The sequence below is a fragment of the Diaphorobacter sp. HDW4B genome, assembly GCF_011305535.1.
Lineage (GTDB): Bacteria > Pseudomonadota > Gammaproteobacteria > Burkholderiales > Burkholderiaceae_C > Diaphorobacter_A.
The window spans coordinates 5,382,187-5,397,729 of record NZ_CP049905.1 but is presented as its reverse complement, the minus strand read 5'-3'; the positions used below and the strand labels follow the sequence as shown (position 1 = coordinate 5,397,729).

13 protein-coding genes are annotated in these 15,543 nt (G+C 62.0%); 9 read left to right on the top strand and 4 right to left on the bottom strand.

Annotated features, from left to right (window positions below):
- Positions 1-102: 102 nt before the first annotated feature.
- From G7048_RS24600 to G7048_RS24590, 3 genes are all read right to left on the bottom strand, one after another.
- Positions 103-897, bottom strand: a complete 795-nt coding sequence (locus G7048_RS24600) for a fumarylacetoacetate hydrolase family protein (RefSeq protein ID WP_166071169.1) — start codon at positions 895-897, stop codon at positions 103-105.
- 29 nt (positions 898-926) lie between these two features.
- Positions 927-1,775 carry an alpha/beta fold hydrolase gene (locus tag G7048_RS24595; protein WP_166070648.1) on the bottom strand — a complete coding sequence of 283 codons (849 nt, stop codon included), beginning with the start codon at positions 1,773-1,775 and terminating at the stop codon, positions 927-929.
- Positions 1,776-1,915: 140 nt separating this feature from the next.
- Entirely contained in the window at positions 1,916-2,899 is a 984-nt protein-coding gene (locus G7048_RS24590; protein ID WP_166070647.1) for a flavin reductase, read from the bottom strand.
- A 231-nt stretch (positions 2,900-3,130) separates the two neighbouring features.
- Between G7048_RS24590 and G7048_RS24585 the strand changes: the two genes are divergently transcribed.
- The 5 genes from G7048_RS24585 to G7048_RS24565 all read left to right on the top strand — a co-directional run bounded on the left by G7048_RS24585 (position 3,131) and on the right by G7048_RS24565 (position 10,718).
- Complete coding sequence (locus G7048_RS24585; protein ID WP_166070646.1) at positions 3,131-4,342, top strand: acyl-CoA dehydrogenase family protein; 1,212 nt, start codon at positions 3,131-3,133, stop codon at positions 4,340-4,342.
- 107 nt (positions 4,343-4,449) lie between these two features.
- Positions 4,450-6,180 (top strand): FAD-binding protein, encoded by a 1,731-nt coding sequence (locus G7048_RS24580; protein ID WP_166070645.1) that lies wholly within the window; start codon positions 4,450-4,452, stop codon positions 6,178-6,180.
- Between the two features lie 12 nt (positions 6,181-6,192).
- The gene (locus G7048_RS24575) at positions 6,193-7,935 is read left to right on the top strand and encodes an FAD-binding protein (RefSeq protein WP_166070644.1); all 1,743 of its coding nucleotides are present in this window, start codon (positions 6,193-6,195) and stop codon (positions 7,933-7,935) included.
- Positions 7,936-7,992: 57 nt separating this feature from the next.
- Entirely contained in the window at positions 7,993-9,078 is a 1,086-nt protein-coding gene (locus tag G7048_RS24570) for a ferredoxin--NADP reductase (RefSeq protein WP_166070643.1), read from the top strand.
- Positions 9,079-9,086: 8 nt separating this feature from the next.
- Positions 9,087-10,718 (top strand): FadD3 family acyl-CoA ligase, encoded by a 1,632-nt coding sequence (locus tag G7048_RS24565; RefSeq protein WP_166070642.1) that lies wholly within the window; start codon positions 9,087-9,089, stop codon positions 10,716-10,718.
- A gap of 551 nt (positions 10,719-11,269) precedes the next feature.
- Here G7048_RS24565 and G7048_RS24560 read toward each other — a convergent pair.
- On the bottom strand, positions 11,270-12,046 hold the full coding sequence (locus tag G7048_RS24560) for an SDR family oxidoreductase (RefSeq protein WP_166070641.1): 777 nt from the start codon (positions 12,044-12,046) through the stop codon (positions 11,270-11,272).
- A 167-nt stretch (positions 12,047-12,213) separates the two neighbouring features.
- Here G7048_RS24560 and G7048_RS24555 point away from each other — a divergent pair, with 167 nt between their 5' ends.
- Genes G7048_RS24555 through G7048_RS24540 form a run of 4 tightly spaced genes read left to right on the top strand, consistent with a single transcriptional unit; the run spans position 12,214 to position 15,522 of the window.
- On the top strand, positions 12,214-12,948 hold the full coding sequence (locus G7048_RS24555; RefSeq protein WP_166070640.1) for an SDR family NAD(P)-dependent oxidoreductase: 735 nt from the start codon (positions 12,214-12,216) through the stop codon (positions 12,946-12,948).
- 16 nt (positions 12,949-12,964) lie between these two features.
- Complete coding sequence (locus G7048_RS24550; protein ID WP_166070639.1) at positions 12,965-13,762, top strand: SDR family NAD(P)-dependent oxidoreductase; 798 nt, start codon at positions 12,965-12,967, stop codon at positions 13,760-13,762.
- A 16-nt stretch (positions 13,763-13,778) separates the two neighbouring features.
- Positions 13,779-14,414, top strand: a complete 636-nt coding sequence (locus G7048_RS24545) for a nuclear transport factor 2 family protein (protein ID WP_166070638.1) — start codon at positions 13,779-13,781, stop codon at positions 14,412-14,414.
- A gap of 25 nt (positions 14,415-14,439) precedes the next feature.
- Positions 14,440-15,522, top strand: coding sequence for an alkene reductase (locus G7048_RS24540; protein WP_166070637.1), 1,083 nt, complete (start codon positions 14,440-14,442; stop codon positions 15,520-15,522).
- Positions 15,523-15,543 lie beyond the last annotated feature (21 nt).

Genomic DNA, 15,543 nt, shown 5'->3' with positions numbered 1-15,543 from the left:
GCCTCCGTAAGCAACCACAAAACATCACTACGCCAAGCTAAAGAAAAAAAGGGTTCAGCAGCCAAACAGCCACCAAACCCCAAGGAAGGAACCGAAAAAAACTCAAACAGAAAACTGAATGGAACACTCCCCCATGCCGGAGATAAGCATGGAAAACCGATCCCCCGCCACCGCAGGCACCAACGGCGCAAGCGAGCCCGAAAGAATCACTTCCCCCGCCTTGAACGGAATACCAAACGCCCCCAGCGTATTGGCCAGCCAAGCCACGGCCTCAGCGGGATGCCCCTGCACCGCAGAGCCAAGCCCTGCACCACAAGGCACGCCGTTCTTGAACATCTGCATGGAGGCAGCGGCCAGGTCGAGCGAGCGCGGATCGGTGTGCTGATCGCCGATCACGAACACGCCGCAGCTTGCGTTGTCGGCCACGGTGTCCTGGATCTTGATCTTCCAGTCGTTGATGCGCGAGTCGACGATTTCGAAGCAGGGTGCCACCCAGGCGGTTGCGTCCAGCACGTCTTCGCGGGTGATGCCGGGACCTTTCAGGTCCTTGCGCAGCATGAAGGCGATCTCGCCTTCCGCGCGTGGCTGGATCAGGCGCTCTTTGGACAGCGAAACGGTTGCGCCATCTTCGAACTGCATGCTGTCGGTGAGAAAGCCGAAGTCGGGTTGGTGCACGCCGAGCATGTCCTGCACGGGCTTGCTGGTCACGCCGATCTTCTTGCCGATCAGGCGTTCGCCGGACTGCTCGCGCAGGCCCAGCATGTGAAGCGAGATGTAGTAGGCCTCATCCACGCTCATGTCGGGATGGGTGTCGGTCAGCGGTGCCAACGTGCGCGCGTTGCGCAGTGCGTCGTACAGGCGCTGGCCCTGAGTCTGGATGAAATCTGTCTGGCTCATGGCGGGACGGGTGGCGTGCAGGCGGCTGCTCATCCGTGTTGCAGAAAGTCGATGCAGGTGCGGTTGAACATGTCCTGGTGCTCGACCTGGACCCAGTGGCCGCATTGCGTGACCAGCGAGACGCGGCAGTGGGGCAGTCCGTCGACCAACTTGCTGGCGCCGCTCACCGGGTTGAACGCGTCGTTCACGCCCCAGAAGCCGAGCACGGGCACGCTGATCTTGTGCAGGTCGTCGGTCATGTTCGGCACCTTGAGCACCGAGCGCGCGGCTTGGGTCTGGGTGTCGGCGATGGGCGAGCGTTCGTTGATGATCTCGTCGGTCAGCAGCGTCTTGTCGAAGAGCTGCATCTCCATCACCGAGCGCATGGCTTGCGCGCCGGTCTTGCCCGATTTGTAGATGCTGAACATGTTGGCGATGCCGGGCATGGCCAGATAGGTGTCCAGATCTTCCACGCCGCCGGGGGCCATGAGGATCAGGCGCTTCACATCTTCAGGATGCTTGAGCGCATAGCCCAGCGCGACCGCGCCGCCCAACGAGTTGCCGAGCAGCGTGATGCCCTTGAGACCCAACTGATCGACCAGACCCTTGATGCCAGCGATGAAGAAATCAAGGTCGTACTGCTTGGGCTCTTCGGTCTTGCTGGACAGTCCATAGCCCAGCAGATCGGGCACGATGCTGCGAAAGCCCGCGCGCGAAAACTGCGGGTAGTTGCCCTTGAAGTTGCTGTAGCCGCTGGCGCCGCCGCCTGCGCCATGTAGAAAGATCACGGGCTCGCCCGTGCCCATCTCGTGGTAGTGCACGCGTTGGGCAAAGCCCGCGACTTCGCCGATGTCGACGTACTTGCCTTCGGGGATGGAGAATTTGTCATTGGCGCCCATGGCTTGTCTCTTTCTTTCTGTAGGTATGTCTGTCTTGGATGAAGGGGAGGGATGCTCGGATCGGCAATGCGTTGCGTGCGATGTTCGTGTCGAAGCCGCGCCTTGCCATCGTTTGTATGGACTAGAGTGGCATGCGCCGTTCAGGCTGCTGCGCGTGCTTGCCAGAGTTTGGGCAGGCCCGGGTCGGTGGCGGAGATGGCCTTCTTCAGCAGATTGCGTAGCGTGGCGGCTTCCATTTCGCCGAGGCTGTCGATGATGTCGGCCTCCACGGCCTTGGCTGCGGCCAGCACGTGCAGAATCGATTCATTGCCTTGCTGGGTGAGCTGCAGCGCCTTGGGTTGCTGCGGGCTTTCTTCGAGCAGGCCCTTGGCGATCAGCGATTGCAGCGCGATGGAGCCGATGTCGATGCCGGTGTAGTCCACATGCGATGCGATCTGTTCGGGCGTCTGCGGCTGTTGCACGGTGAGCAGCGACATCACGTAGAAATCGGTGTCGGTCATGCCTTGCTCGGACATGGGTTTGCGGATGCCGTTGAGCACCTGGAAGTGCGCACGGCCGAGCAGGTAGCCGATCAGGTTTTCGGAATAGGCGCGGTTGGTGTCGGCTGCAGGCTCGCTTGCAATCTCGCCCGACTTGCGCGAGGCGAGGGCGTAGCCGCCGGTCACGTAGAGCAGCGGCGGGCGCGGCGTGGCGTCGTAGCCGGTGACTTTGCCCACGAAGATGATGTGGTCGCCGCCGTCGTACTGAAATGCCGTCTTGCACTGAAAGCGCGCGCTGCAGTCCTGCAGCAGCGGGGCGTGGCTGTCTTGCGAGTCGAGCGGCAGGCCCGAGAACTTGTCTTCGCCTGCGCGGGCAAAGCGGTTGGACAGGGCTTCCTGCTCGTTCGAGAGGATGTGCACATTCCACGTCTGCGCGTTCTGGAACACCGGCAGGCTGCGCGCGTTCTTGGCCAGGCTCCACAGCACCATGGGCGGCTCCAGCGACACGGAATTGAAGCTGTTGGCGGTGATGCCGACCGGCTCGCCGTTGTCGGCGCGGGTGGTCACGATGGTCACGCCGGTGCCGAACATGCCGAGTGCGCGGCGGAAATCCTTGGGATCGAAAGTGGCTGCAGTGCTTTGCATGGGTTGTCTCCTGAGGCTGGAGATTGCGGGCAATGCGCCATTCGGGAATCCCACACACGGACTAGCAGGCGGTTGGCCAGACCCGTGTTTGTCTCTAGTCGCCGTTAGTCAATTCGGACGATGAATGCCCTTGGTTGCGGTGAGAGCATTCATCTCCACTGGCGGCAAACAACCCACTGGTACGCCATCAACCCAAAGCCGCATGAACGGCGGAGACGGAGACCCAAGCAAATGAACGCAGTGACGGACAAATTCGCACCGGAGAGCTATCTCACCCCCGAAGCGCTGGAGATGATCGAGAAGGCCAAGGCCCTCGCGCCCAAGCTGGCAGAGCGCTCTTTCCAGGCGGATACGGAAGGTCGCATCAGCGACGAAACCATCGAGGAGATGACGCGCGAAGGGTTCTTTCGCGTGCTGCAACCCAAGCGCTGGGGCGGCTACGAGATGGACCCGCGCGTGTTCTACACCATCCAGATGGAACTGGCCAAGGGCTGCATGTCCACGGCCTGGGTGTTCGGCGTGGTGGGCGTGCACCCATGGCAGCTCGCGCTGTTTCCGGCGCAGGCCCAGCAGGATGTGTGGAGTCAGGATTCCAGCGTGCGGATCGCATCGACCTACATGCCCACCGGCAAGGCCGTGCCTGTCGAAGGTGGCTACCAGTTCAGTGGCCGCTGGAGCTTTTCGAGCGGCTCCAAGCATTGCGACTGGCTGTTCCTCGGCGGCTTGCTGCCCAAGAAGGACGGCTCGGGCGCGCTGGAGCATGTGACCTTCCTCGTGCCCAAGGTCGACTACCGCATCGAAGACAACTGGGACGTGCTGGGCCTGCGCGCCACGGGTTCGCACGACATCATTGTCGAAAACGCCTTTGTACCGGAACACCGCACGCAGCGCACCAACGACCATTCCGACGCAGGCTGCCCAGGCCGCGCCGAAAACACCAACTGGCTGTTCCGCATTCCGTTCACCCATGTGTTCCAGCGTGCGGTGTCCACGTCGTGCCTCGGTGCACTCGATGGTGCGATCAGCGAATTCAAGCGCCGCGCCACCGCCCACGTCGGCAAGCATGGCAACAGAACGGCCGAAGATCCGAACTCGCAGACCGCCGTGACCGAAGCGACCATCGCGCTCGATCAACTCAAGCTGGTGCTGTTCCGCAACTACGCGCGCATTGTTGACGCAGCCAAGACAGGTATCCAGCTGGGTCTGGAAGAGCGTCTGCTGCAGCGCGCACAGGCGTCCTACGTGCCCAAACTCACGGGCTTTCACGCGAGTGAACTGCTGCGTGCGACCGCTGCCAGCGGCACCTTTCGTACCAACCCGATCGAGCGCGTGTTCCGCGACATCCATCAGGGTCGCTCGCACATCGCCAACAACACCGACGCTTATGTGCGTGCTTATGGCTCGCAGGTGCTGGGCATTCAAAACCAGGAACCTTTCGTCTAAGCACGGGTAAGCAAACGCGCGGCCTTCGTTTTCAGAAGGCAGCGCTGGGGTGACTCGGCTGCGAGCCGTACGCAAACGAACAAAGACTAATACAGGAGACAAGCAGCGTGGCAGTTCAGGAATATGACGTGGTGGTGGTCGGCTCGGGCGCGGGTGCTTTGCTGGGGGCGATTCGTGCGAAGGAGCAGGGCCTCAAGACGCTGGTCGTGGAGAAAACGGAGCTGTTTGGCGGTACCTCGGCGCTGTCGGGCGGCGGCATCTGGATTCCGGTGAACTACGACCAGAAGCGCGCTGGCGTCAAGGATGATCTGCCCACGGCCTTCGGCTACATGATGCGTTGCGTGCGCGGCATGGCGAGCGACGACCGCGTGCTGGCCTATGTGGAAACCGCCAGCAAGATGGCCGAGTACCTTAAGCAGATCGGTGTTCCTTACCGCTGCATGCCCAAGTATGCGGACTACTACCCGCACATCGAAGGCTCGAAGCCCGGTGGCCGCACCATGGACCCGGTCGATTTCAACGCCGCCAAGCTCGGCATGCCCGCGCTGGAGACCATGCGCCCCGGCCCTCCGGGCAATCAGCTGTTCGGTCGCATGAGCATCAACGCGTTCGAAGCGCACTCGATGCTTTCGCGCGAATTCAAATCGCGTTTCACCATCATCGGCATGATGCTGAAGTATTTTCTCGACTACCCATGGCGCAACAAGACTCGGCGCGACCGTCGCCTCACGGGTGGTCAGGCGCTGATCGCCGGACTGCTCACGGCTGCCAACAAGGCGGGCGTGGACATGTGGCGCAAGGCCGCGCTCAAGGAACTGGTGCAGGACGCATCGGGTCGCGTGACCGGCGTGGTCGTTGAAAAGGACGGCCAACGCGTGCAGATCAACGCCAATCGCGGCGTGCTGCTGGGCGCGGGTGGTTTCGAGCGCAACCAGCAGATGCGCGAGCAATATCTGGTGCAACCCAGCCGTGCCGAATGGACCGCGACGCCGGTCGGTGGCAACGAAGGCGATGCGCATCGCGCAGGCAAGGCGGTCGGCGCGCAACTGTATCTGATGGACTGGTCCTGGGGTTGCCCGACCATGGATGTGCCCAAGGAACCCGCGTATCGCGGCATTTTTGTCGAGCGCTCCTTGCCCGGTTGCATGGTGGTCAACAACCGTGGCCTGCGCTTTCTGAACGAGTCGGGCCCGTATCCCGAATTCCAACAGGCCATGCTGGCCGATGCGGCCAAGGGCCATGGCGCGGCACCTGCGTGGATCGTGTTCGACGCGAATTTCCGCGCGCAGAATCCCATTGGTCCGCTGATGCCCGGCTCGGCCGTGCCTGACAGCAAGCTGCGCAAGAGCTGGCTGAACAAGGTCTATTGGAAGGGCGAGACGCTCGATGATCTGGCTCGCGAGATCGGCGTGGATGCGGCAGGTCTGAAGGACAGCGCGCGCCGCATGACCGAATATGCCAAGACCGGCAAGGACATGGATTTCGATCGTGGCGGCAATGTGTTCGACCGCTACTACGGCGATCCACGCTTGAAGAACCCGAACTTGGGCGCAGTGGAAAAAGGCCCGTTCTACGCCATGCAACTGTGGCCCGGCGAGATCGGCACCAAGGGCGGACTGCTGACCGACCGCGAGGCGCGCGTGCTCAATGAACAGGGTGCGGTGATTCCCGGGCTGTACTGCGTTGGGAACAACTCGGCATCGGTGATGGGGCCGGCTTATCCCGGTGCGGGCTCCACGCTCGGCCCCGCGATGACCTTTGCTTTCCGCGCCGTGGCCGACATTCTGGGCAAACCGCTGCCGCTTGAAAACACGCAACTGCTCAAGCAGGCCGCGTAAGGAGCAGCGCGCATGGCAGTAAAGTCCAACAAGCAACGCATCAGCACCGTCAACCCCATCGAGCAGGTGCTGGATGTGGGCTCCGAATCCGAGATCACATGGCACGACAGCACCGACGTGCTGGTGGTGGGCTGGGGCGCTGCGGGTGCGAGCGCTGCCATCGAGGCGCGCGAGCAGGGCGCGGATGTGCTGGTGGTAGACCGCTTTGGCGGTGGCGGCGCGAGCGTGCTTTCCGGCGGCGTGGTCTATGCGGGTGGGGGCACCCAACAGCAGAAAGCAGCGGGCTTTGACGACACGCCCGAGGCCATGGCCGACTATTTGAAGCACGAGGTCAACGGCGTGGTCAGCGACGCCACGCTCAAGCGCTTCTGCGAAGACAGTGTCGCCAATCTGGAGTGGTTGGAAAGGCAGGGCGCGCGCTTTGATTCGACCATGCCCAAGTACAAGACCTCGTACCCGCCCGACGGCGTGTATCTCTACTACTCGGGCAACGAAGTCGTGCCAGCTTACGGCAATCCGCGGCTTGCCAAGAGGCCAGCGCCGCGCGGCCATCGCACGGTGGCCAAGGGCCAGTCGGGCACCACGTTGTTCAACGCGCTGCAGCAGTCAACCATTGCACATGGCGCGCGCACGTTGACGCAGGCGCGCGTGCGTCGCTTGGTGCGCGAGCAGAAAACTGGCCGTATTCTGGGCGTGGAAGTCTGGGTGCTGCCCGAAGGCGATCCGCGTACCGCACGCCACAAGGCGCTGGATGCGCTGGTCGCCAAGTGGCGTCTTTATCAGGCGCCGCGCGCGCAGGCTGGTCGCCGCGAGGCCGCGCAGATCGAAAGCCAGATTGGTGAAAAACGCTATCTGCGCGCACGCAAGGGCGTGGTGCTGAGCACGGGTGGCTACATCTTCAATCCCGAATTGCTGGACCTGCATGCACCTGCCTACAAACCGGGCTGGCTCACGGGCGCAGCGGGCTGCGATGGATCGGGTCTGCGACTTGGTCAATCGGTGAATGCGGGCACGCAAGATCTGAACAACATCTCCGCATGGCGTTTCATCACGCCACCTGCCGTCTGGCCCAAGGGTCTGGTGGTAAATCGTCGCGGCGAACGCTTCTGCAACGAGCAGGTCTACGGAGCCAAGCTTGGCTACGAGCTGATGGAAAAGCAGGGCGGCAAGGCCTGGTTGATCATCGACAGCGCGCTGCGTCGCCAAGCCACATGGCAATGTCTGTTCGGTGGCCTGTGGGCGTTCCAGTCCATGCCTGCGCTGGCTTTGATGTACAAGGTTGCGGTCAAAGGCCGCGATGTGGCCGATCTTGCGCGAAAGATCGGTGCGGATGCGAATGTGCTGCAGCGCCAGTTCGACGATGCGAACGCCGCTGCACGCGGCGAGCGCGTCGATACGATGGGCAAGGCCATGGATATGCGCCACGAGTTCAAGGGCGGCACGCTGTTCGCCATCGACATCTCGATCACGCAGAAGATGTTCCCGCTCGCGGTGCTGAGCTTGGGCGGTTTGAAGGTCAACGAAGAAAGCGGTCATGTGCTCGATGCGCATGGTCGTGACATTCCGGGCCTGTACGCGGCTGGTCGCACGGCGGTTGGCGTGGCTTCTTCGCGTTATGTGAGCGGTCTGTCGCTGGCCGATTGCGTGTTCTCCGGGCGTCGTGCGGGTCGCGCGGCTGCGGCCGATGTGCAACCCAGCGCCAAGCCGGTGAACGCCGAAGCAAGACAAGTCGAACTGGATATTGCACTGGCATGAGCGCCGGTGCTGTGAGAGCAAGTGCAGAGTTTGAGTGAGTGAGTCAGGGAAAGTGATATGACGACGACCAGTGAAGCCACGCCAGCGGCCAGCCGCTACCACCCGCTGCGGGTGAAAGAGGTGATCGAGGAAACGCACGACACCAAGTCCATCGTGTTCGAGGTGCCGTCGCATTTGTCGGAGCAGTTCAGCTACCGGCCCGGTCAGTTCCTCACGCTGCGTCTTCCCATCGAGGGCCGCCATGTGCCGCGTTGCTACTCGATGTCGAGCTCGCCCGCACTTGACGCCGCGTTGCGCGTGACCGTGAAGCGCGTGCACCAGGGGCGTGGCTCGAATTGGGTGTGCGACAAGGTGCGCGTGGGTGACTCGATCGAGCTGCTGCCGCCTTCGGGGTTGTTCTCGCCGAAAAATATGTCGCAGGATTTTCTGCTGTTGGCGGGCGGCAGCGGCATCACGCCGGTGTTCTCGATTCTGCGCACCGTGCTGCAAAAGCACGAAGGCCGCGTGGTGCTGTTCTATGCCAATCGCGATGAACGATCGGTGATCTTCAAGAAGGATTTGCAGGCTTTGGCGAGCGCCTATCCCGAACGTCTGCAGATCGTGCACTGGCTCGACACCTTGCAGGGCGCGCCTTCGCAGCAGCAATTGGCGATCTGGGCCAGGCCGTTCGTGGTCAGCAGCGCACAGGCTTTCATCTGCGGCCCCGGTCCTTTCATGGACGCGGCGCAGGCCGCGCTGGTGCAAGCGGGCATGGCCGAAGAGAGCGTGCATGTCGAGCGCTTTGTCTCGCTGCCTGACGAAGAAGCGCTGCAGGAAATGCAGCAGAAGGACGCCGCAGAAGCCGCAACAACACCCGTAGCCGTGGACGAAGCGCAGGTGCAGATGCGCCTTGATGGCGAGGAGTACGAATTCACCTGCGGCGGCAACGAAACCCTGCTCGAAGCCGCGCTGCGCAACGGTATCAACGCTCCGTTCTCGTGCCAGGCGGGTATGTGCGCATCGTGCATGTGCAAGGTGCAGGACGGCTCGGTCCACATGCGTCACAACGAAGTGTTGGACGCAAAGGACTTGTCCAAGAAATGGATTTTGTCCTGCCAGTCGGTTCCTACCAGCGACAAGCTGCGCATCCAATTTCCGGAGTGATTTCACCCATGTCTGACGCTTTGAACAACAACGACAACAACCAGCTCATGAAGCAGACCCTGCCGCAGATGCTGGCCGAAATGGCCGAGCGTTATGGCGACCAGCATCCCGCCATCATCGAAGGCGAAAAATCGATCAGCTACGCAGGACTGCTCCAACAGGCCCGCGAGGCTGCACGTGCGTTCATGGCGCTGGGCGTGCAAAAGGGCGACCGCGTCGCGATCTGGCTGCCCAACATGAGCGAATGGATCATCGCGGCCTGCGGCGTGCATGCAGCCGGTGGCGTGCTCGTGCCGCTCAACACCCGCATGAAGGGCGAGGAAGCCGCCGACATTCTGGACCGCAGCGGCGCGCGCGTGCTGCTCAGTGTGGGTGATTTTCTGGGGCGTTACTACCCCGATCTGCTCGCAGGACTGCGCCCGAAAACGCTGCAATCCATCATCGTGGCGGGCGACAAGGTGCTGTCGAGTGCCGACATGAACTGGTCGGCCTTCATGCAACTGGCCGCCAAGTCAAGCGCCGATGCGCAGACCGAACGCGAGGCGCTGATCCAGCCCGACGACACGGCGGACCTGATGTTCACCTCTGGCACCACGGGCCGGCCCAAGGGCGTGATGGCCGCGCACTACCCCACGATTCTGGCGTTCAAGGCCTGGGCCAATGTGGTCAACCTGCGCCACGGCGATCATTATCTGGTGGTCAACCCGTTCTTCCACACCTTCGGCTACAAGGCCGGTTGGATCGCCGCACTCATGGCTGGGGCGACCATCTACCCGGAACAAGTCTTCGACGCCGACGCCATCCTGCGCCGCATCCAGGACGACAAGATCAGTTTCCTGCCCGGTCCGCCAACGCTGTTTTTGACCATGCTTGCGCACCCCAAACTCACGGACTTCAACCTGAGCAGTCTGCAATCCGCAGTCACCGGCGCGGCTACGGTCCCCCCGATCCTCATCACCCGCATGCGCGAGGAACTGGGCATCGCCAACGTGACCACGGCTTACGGCCTGACGGAATGCGGCGGCTGCGCAACCATCTGCGAACCCAGTGACGACGCGAACACGGTGGCCAACACCTGCGGCCACGCACTGCCCGGAACGGAACTGCGCTGCGTGGACGAGAACAACCAGCCCGTTGCCGCTGGACAGGCGGGCGAAGTGGTGCTGCGCGGCTACCACGTGATGAAGGGCTACTTTGAAGACGCCAAGGCCACGGCCGAAACCATAGACAGCGAAGGATGGCTGCACACAGGCGACGTGGGCGTGCTCGACGAACGCGGTTACTTGCGCATCACAGATCGTTTGAAGGACATGTTCATCGTCGGCGGCTTCAACTGCTACCCAGCAGAAATCGAACGTATGCTCGCAGACCATCCCGACGTCGCGCAGGTAGCGGTGATTGGCGTTGCGGACGAGCGCATGGGTGAAGTGGGCTGCGCAGTGGTTGTTGCTCGCAATGGCGTGCAGGTGGATTCGGACGCTTTCATCGCCTGGTGCCGGGCGAAGATGGCGAACTACAAAGTGCCGCGTCATGTGGTGCAGTTGGATTCTTTGCCTGTGAATGCTTCCAACAAGGTGCAGAAGAGGGAGTTGGTGGGGGTGGTTGGGGAGCTCTTGGCCGCTCGGGCCTTGGTGGGTTGATTTTTTTTTGAGGCGTTGCTAGGTGGTTGATTGCGGATGCCGGGTGTTCGCCCCGGCGGGCGAGTAACTTTTTGCTTGCGCCAAAAAGTCACCAAAAAGCGCTTTGAATTCGGGGGCACACGATAGAACTCACTTTGCGCCGTAGGCGCGCCGTTCGGACAACTATCGTGAGTCAGAGCAAAAGCTGGGGAGGGGGCTGCTGCATTCTGCGATGCAGCAGCGGAGGCACAAGCATCGCGACGAAAAAAGCCAACGTTTGAGCACGAGAGTTCAATTCGTCACGCGGCTGGCACCTAGGCATCTCGCGCAGTCGCGAGATGCAGCACGAGCGAAGCGATGTGCCGTGACATACCTCTTATGAAACCACTGACTCGCGGCGGTTGCCCGAACGGAGAGCCCTCCGGGGCTCGCAGTGAGTTCTGCCGCGTGCCCCCGAATTCAAGCGCGCTTTTGGTGACTTTTCGCGCGCCAGCGAAAAGTTACTCGCCCGCCGGGGCGAACACCCGGCACCCGTAAGCAACCACCTAGCAGACCCAAACCAAGCAAAAGGATCAAAGCCCCATTCCGAGAATGGAGTTGTCAGCATGCAACTCACTCCCACTCATCACACTTGACTCATCACTGGCCAAGAACGCCACCAATTGAGCAATCCGATCCGGCATGTAAGTCCGCCCCGCGCGATTGCGCGCAGCATCATGCAACACCATCTCCCGCGTCACCCCGGAAGGTAAGGACGCCTGCATCATCGGCGTATAGATCCCGTCGGGATGAACAGAATTCACCCGCACCGCATACCCCTTCTTGCGGCACAGGAGAGCAGCAGCACGCGTCAACGCCGACACTGCCGCCTTGCTCGCGCTGTAACCCGCATACGGATCGACCGGCAGCCACGAAGAGACGGACGCCATGTTGATGATCGAGCCACCATGCTCCTTCATCGCCGCAATGCCTTGCTGGCAGCCGATAAAGACGGATTCGGTGTTCACGTTGAGCAGCCTGCGGAAGTCTTCCAGGCGCCCGGTTTCCATGTCGCCCTTGAGCAGAATGCCTGCGTTGTTGACCAGCACGTTGAGCGGCGCGCTGAAGGCTTCCTGCGTTCTGGCGATGGCTGCTTTCCATTGGTCTTCGTTGGTCACGTCGTGGCGCACGAACAGGGCGCGTTCGCCCAGACGTGCGGCCAGCGCCTTGCCTGCTTCTTCGTTGATGTCGCTGATGCAGACCTTCGCGCCTTGTGAGTGCAGCAGTTGCACGACTTCCAGGCCCACGCCGCTGGCACCGCCGGTGACGATGGCTACCTTGCCGCTGAATCGTTCGCTTGTGTTTGTCATTGCAGTATCTCCTTTGTGTTGTTTGAACGGTATGAGGTGTATGTAGTGTTAGGGCACTCTAACCACTCCTCGTCCTTGTTTCATAGTCTCATCGGACGATGGTTGGAAAACCGCTTTTCTCTACGCTTGACAGGTCGAATCATTCATGTCAACAAGGAGACGAAAAAATGCGAATGCAAGGTAAGGTGGCGGTGGTCACAGGTGCGGGTCAGGGCATGGGGCGCGCGATTGCGCAGCGTTTTGCGGGTGAAGGTGCAACCGTGGTGGCGGTGGATTTGAACGAGCAGGCCGCCAAGGAAACTTTGAATGGACTCGATGGTAAGCATCTTGCACGCTCGGTGAACGTGGCCGACAGCAAGGCCGTTACTGCGCTGTTTTCCGAGATCAAGAAGGAGCTGGGCCGCGTCGATGCGCTGGTAAACAACGCGGGTGTGGGTTCGGTCGATCAGTTTGCGGACATCCCCGATGAAACCTGGGCGCGCGTGATTGGTGTGAATCTGAATGGCGCTTTCTACTGCGCACGTGAAGCCGTCAAGGTCATGCAGGAGACCAAGACGGGCGGTGCGGTGGTCAACATCTCCAGCACTTCGGCGGTGAGCGGTGATGGCCCCGCGCACTACTGCGCATCGAAGGCCGCGATCATGGGTCTCACGCGCGGCATGGCCAAGGAGTTGGCTCCGCAAGGCATTCGCGTGAACACGCTGGTGCCCGGCCCGACCAACACGCCGATGATGCAAGGCATTCCGCAGGAGTGGGCCGACGCCATCATCAAGGGCGTGCCCATGGGCCGCATGGCCGAGCCCGAGGACATTGCCAAAGTGGCGGTGTTTCTTGCCAGCGATGACAGCGGTTTCGTGACCGGTCAGAACGTGGCGGTCAACGGCGGCAGCGCTTTCATCTGAGCGGAGAACACATCACATGAGCAGCAGCAACAACGCAAACAACAGCAAGCGTCTGGATGGCAAGGTCGCGTTCGTGACCGGTGGTGGTTCCGGCATTGGTGCGGCAACGGCCGAGCGCTTTGCGCAAGAGGGTGCGACCGTGGTGATCTGCGGGCGTCGCAAGGAGCCGCTGGAAGAAGTGGTCGCGCGCATCCAGGCCGCAGGTGGCAAGGCCGAGGCGGTGGTGGCCGATGTGGGCAACGAGCAGCAGATCGTCGGCGCGCTGGAGCAGACCGCGCAGAAGCACGGCGCGCTCGACGTGTTGGTGAACAACGCCATGGCCTACACCTGGGGCGGCATCGATGCGATGACGACGCAGGACTGGCACGCCAATTTCAACACCTCGGTGGACGGCACGTTCTGGGGCACGCGCACCGCGCTGCAACTGATGACCAAGCAGAACAAGGGCGGCTCCATCATCAATGTGAGCTCGATCTGCGGAACGCTGGGCACGCCCTACATGTCGGGTTACTCGGCCGCCAAGGCGGCGATCATCAACTTCTCGCGCGCGGCTGCCGCAGAAGGCGCGCCTGCCAACGTGCGCGTGAACGTGGTGATTCCTGCGGTGGTCGAAACCCCATCGACTGCCGGCATGCTGGCCGATGATGCGTCGCGCAAGACCACCGAAAAGCTGATTCCCATGGGCCGCGTCGGTCAACCCGTGGAGTTGGCGAATGCCGCGTTGTTCCTGGCAAGCGATGAGTCCAGCTATGTGACGGGCGCAGCGCTGCCGGTGGACGGTGGCCGTTCCGCCGTGCTCGTCACTGCGCTTTGATGAGAGGCTTGCTGAAATGAGTCAATGGCCATCGACGCTCGAAGAGCGCATCGACCGTCTGGAATCGCTGGACGCCATCCGCCAACTGGCGGGCAAGTATTCGCTGTCGCTCGACATGCGCGACATGGATGCGCATGTCAATCTGTTCGCGCCCGACATCCGCGTGGGCCGCGAAAAAGTGGGGCGCGCGCACTTCAAGGCCTGGCAGGATTCCACACTGCGTGACCAGTTCACGGGCACCTCGCACCATCTGGGTCAGCACATCATCGAGTTCTCGGACAAGGACCACGCCACGGGCGTCGTCTATTCCAAGAACGAGCATGAGTGCGGCGCGGAATGGGTGATCATGCAGATGCTGTACTGGGACGATTACGAGCGCATCGATGGCCAGTGGTTTTTCCGCCGTCGCCTGCCATGCTATTGGTACGCGACGGATCTGAACAAGCCGCCGATTGGCGACATGAAGATGCGCTGGCCCGGCCGCGAGCCTTATCACGGCGCGTTTCATGAGCTGTTTCCGAGCTGGAAGGAGTTCTGGGCGAATCGTCCCGGCAAGGACGAGTTGCCCGAGATCGCCGCGCCAGCGCCGCTTGGCGAGTTTCTCAAAACCATGCGCCGCGGCACACCCGACCCGCGCATGCGCGTGCGTTGAGCAGATTGACGATGGAGATTCGCACATGAACCCCCAACAACTTTTCACGCCCATGCAACTGGGCCGCATCCATCTGCGCAACCGCATCGTCATGGCCCCCATGACGCGCAACCGCGCCACGCCCGACGGCCTGCCCACGGCGATGATGGTCGAGCATTACGCCCAACGCGCCGACGCAGGGCTGATCGTTGCCGAAGGCACCTGGCCCGAAGTGACCGGCCAGGCCTACTGCCGTCAACCCGGCATCGAAACCGCCGAGCAGGTACGCGCCTGGCAACGTGTGACCGATGCCGTGCATGCGCGCGGCGGCAGCATTGTTCTGCAGATCATGCATTCGGGCCGCATTGGCAGCCAACACATCAAGCCCGCTGGCGTGCGCTCGGTGTCGGCTTCCGCGATTCAGGCCGCAGGCCAGATCTGGACCGACGCCGCAGGCATGCAGGACCACGATGTGCCGGTCGCGCTCACCACGGAGGAAGTCCGCGCCGCCATCGCCACGCATGGCGCTGCCGCCCAGCGTGCCATTGATGCGGGCTTTGACGGTGTGGAACTGCATGGAACGAGCGGCTACCTGAGCATGCAGTTTTTGAGCTCGTCCACCAATCAGCGCACGGATGAATACGGCGGCGACGCCGCCCACCGCGTGCGCTTTGCCGCCGAATGTCTGCAGGCCATGTCAGCGGCCATCGGCGCAGATCGAGTGGGTTTGCGCCTCAATCCGGGCAACACATACAACGACACCAGCGACGAGAACTCGGGCGCGACGCATGCCGAACTCATGCGCCAGGCGGCGAAGCTGGGCATTGCTTATCTTCACGTGATGCGTGCGCCTGTGCCGGATATCGACGCGTTTGCGCTGGCGCGAGAGAATTTTGGTGCCCGGTTGATCTTGAACGACGGGTTTGATGCGCATTCAGCCGAAGCTGCGTTGATCGCCGGTTTGGGCGAGGCGGTATCGTTTGCTCGTCACTTCGTTGGGAACCCGGATCTGGTGTCGCGCATGCGCGAGGGCTTGGCGTTGTCGAAGTTTGATCGCAAGACTTTGTACACGGCTGGCGAGGAGGGCTACTCGGACTATGCAGCAGCAGTGACGGCCTTGCCTGCATAGAGCTTCAGTGTTGTCGGTGTG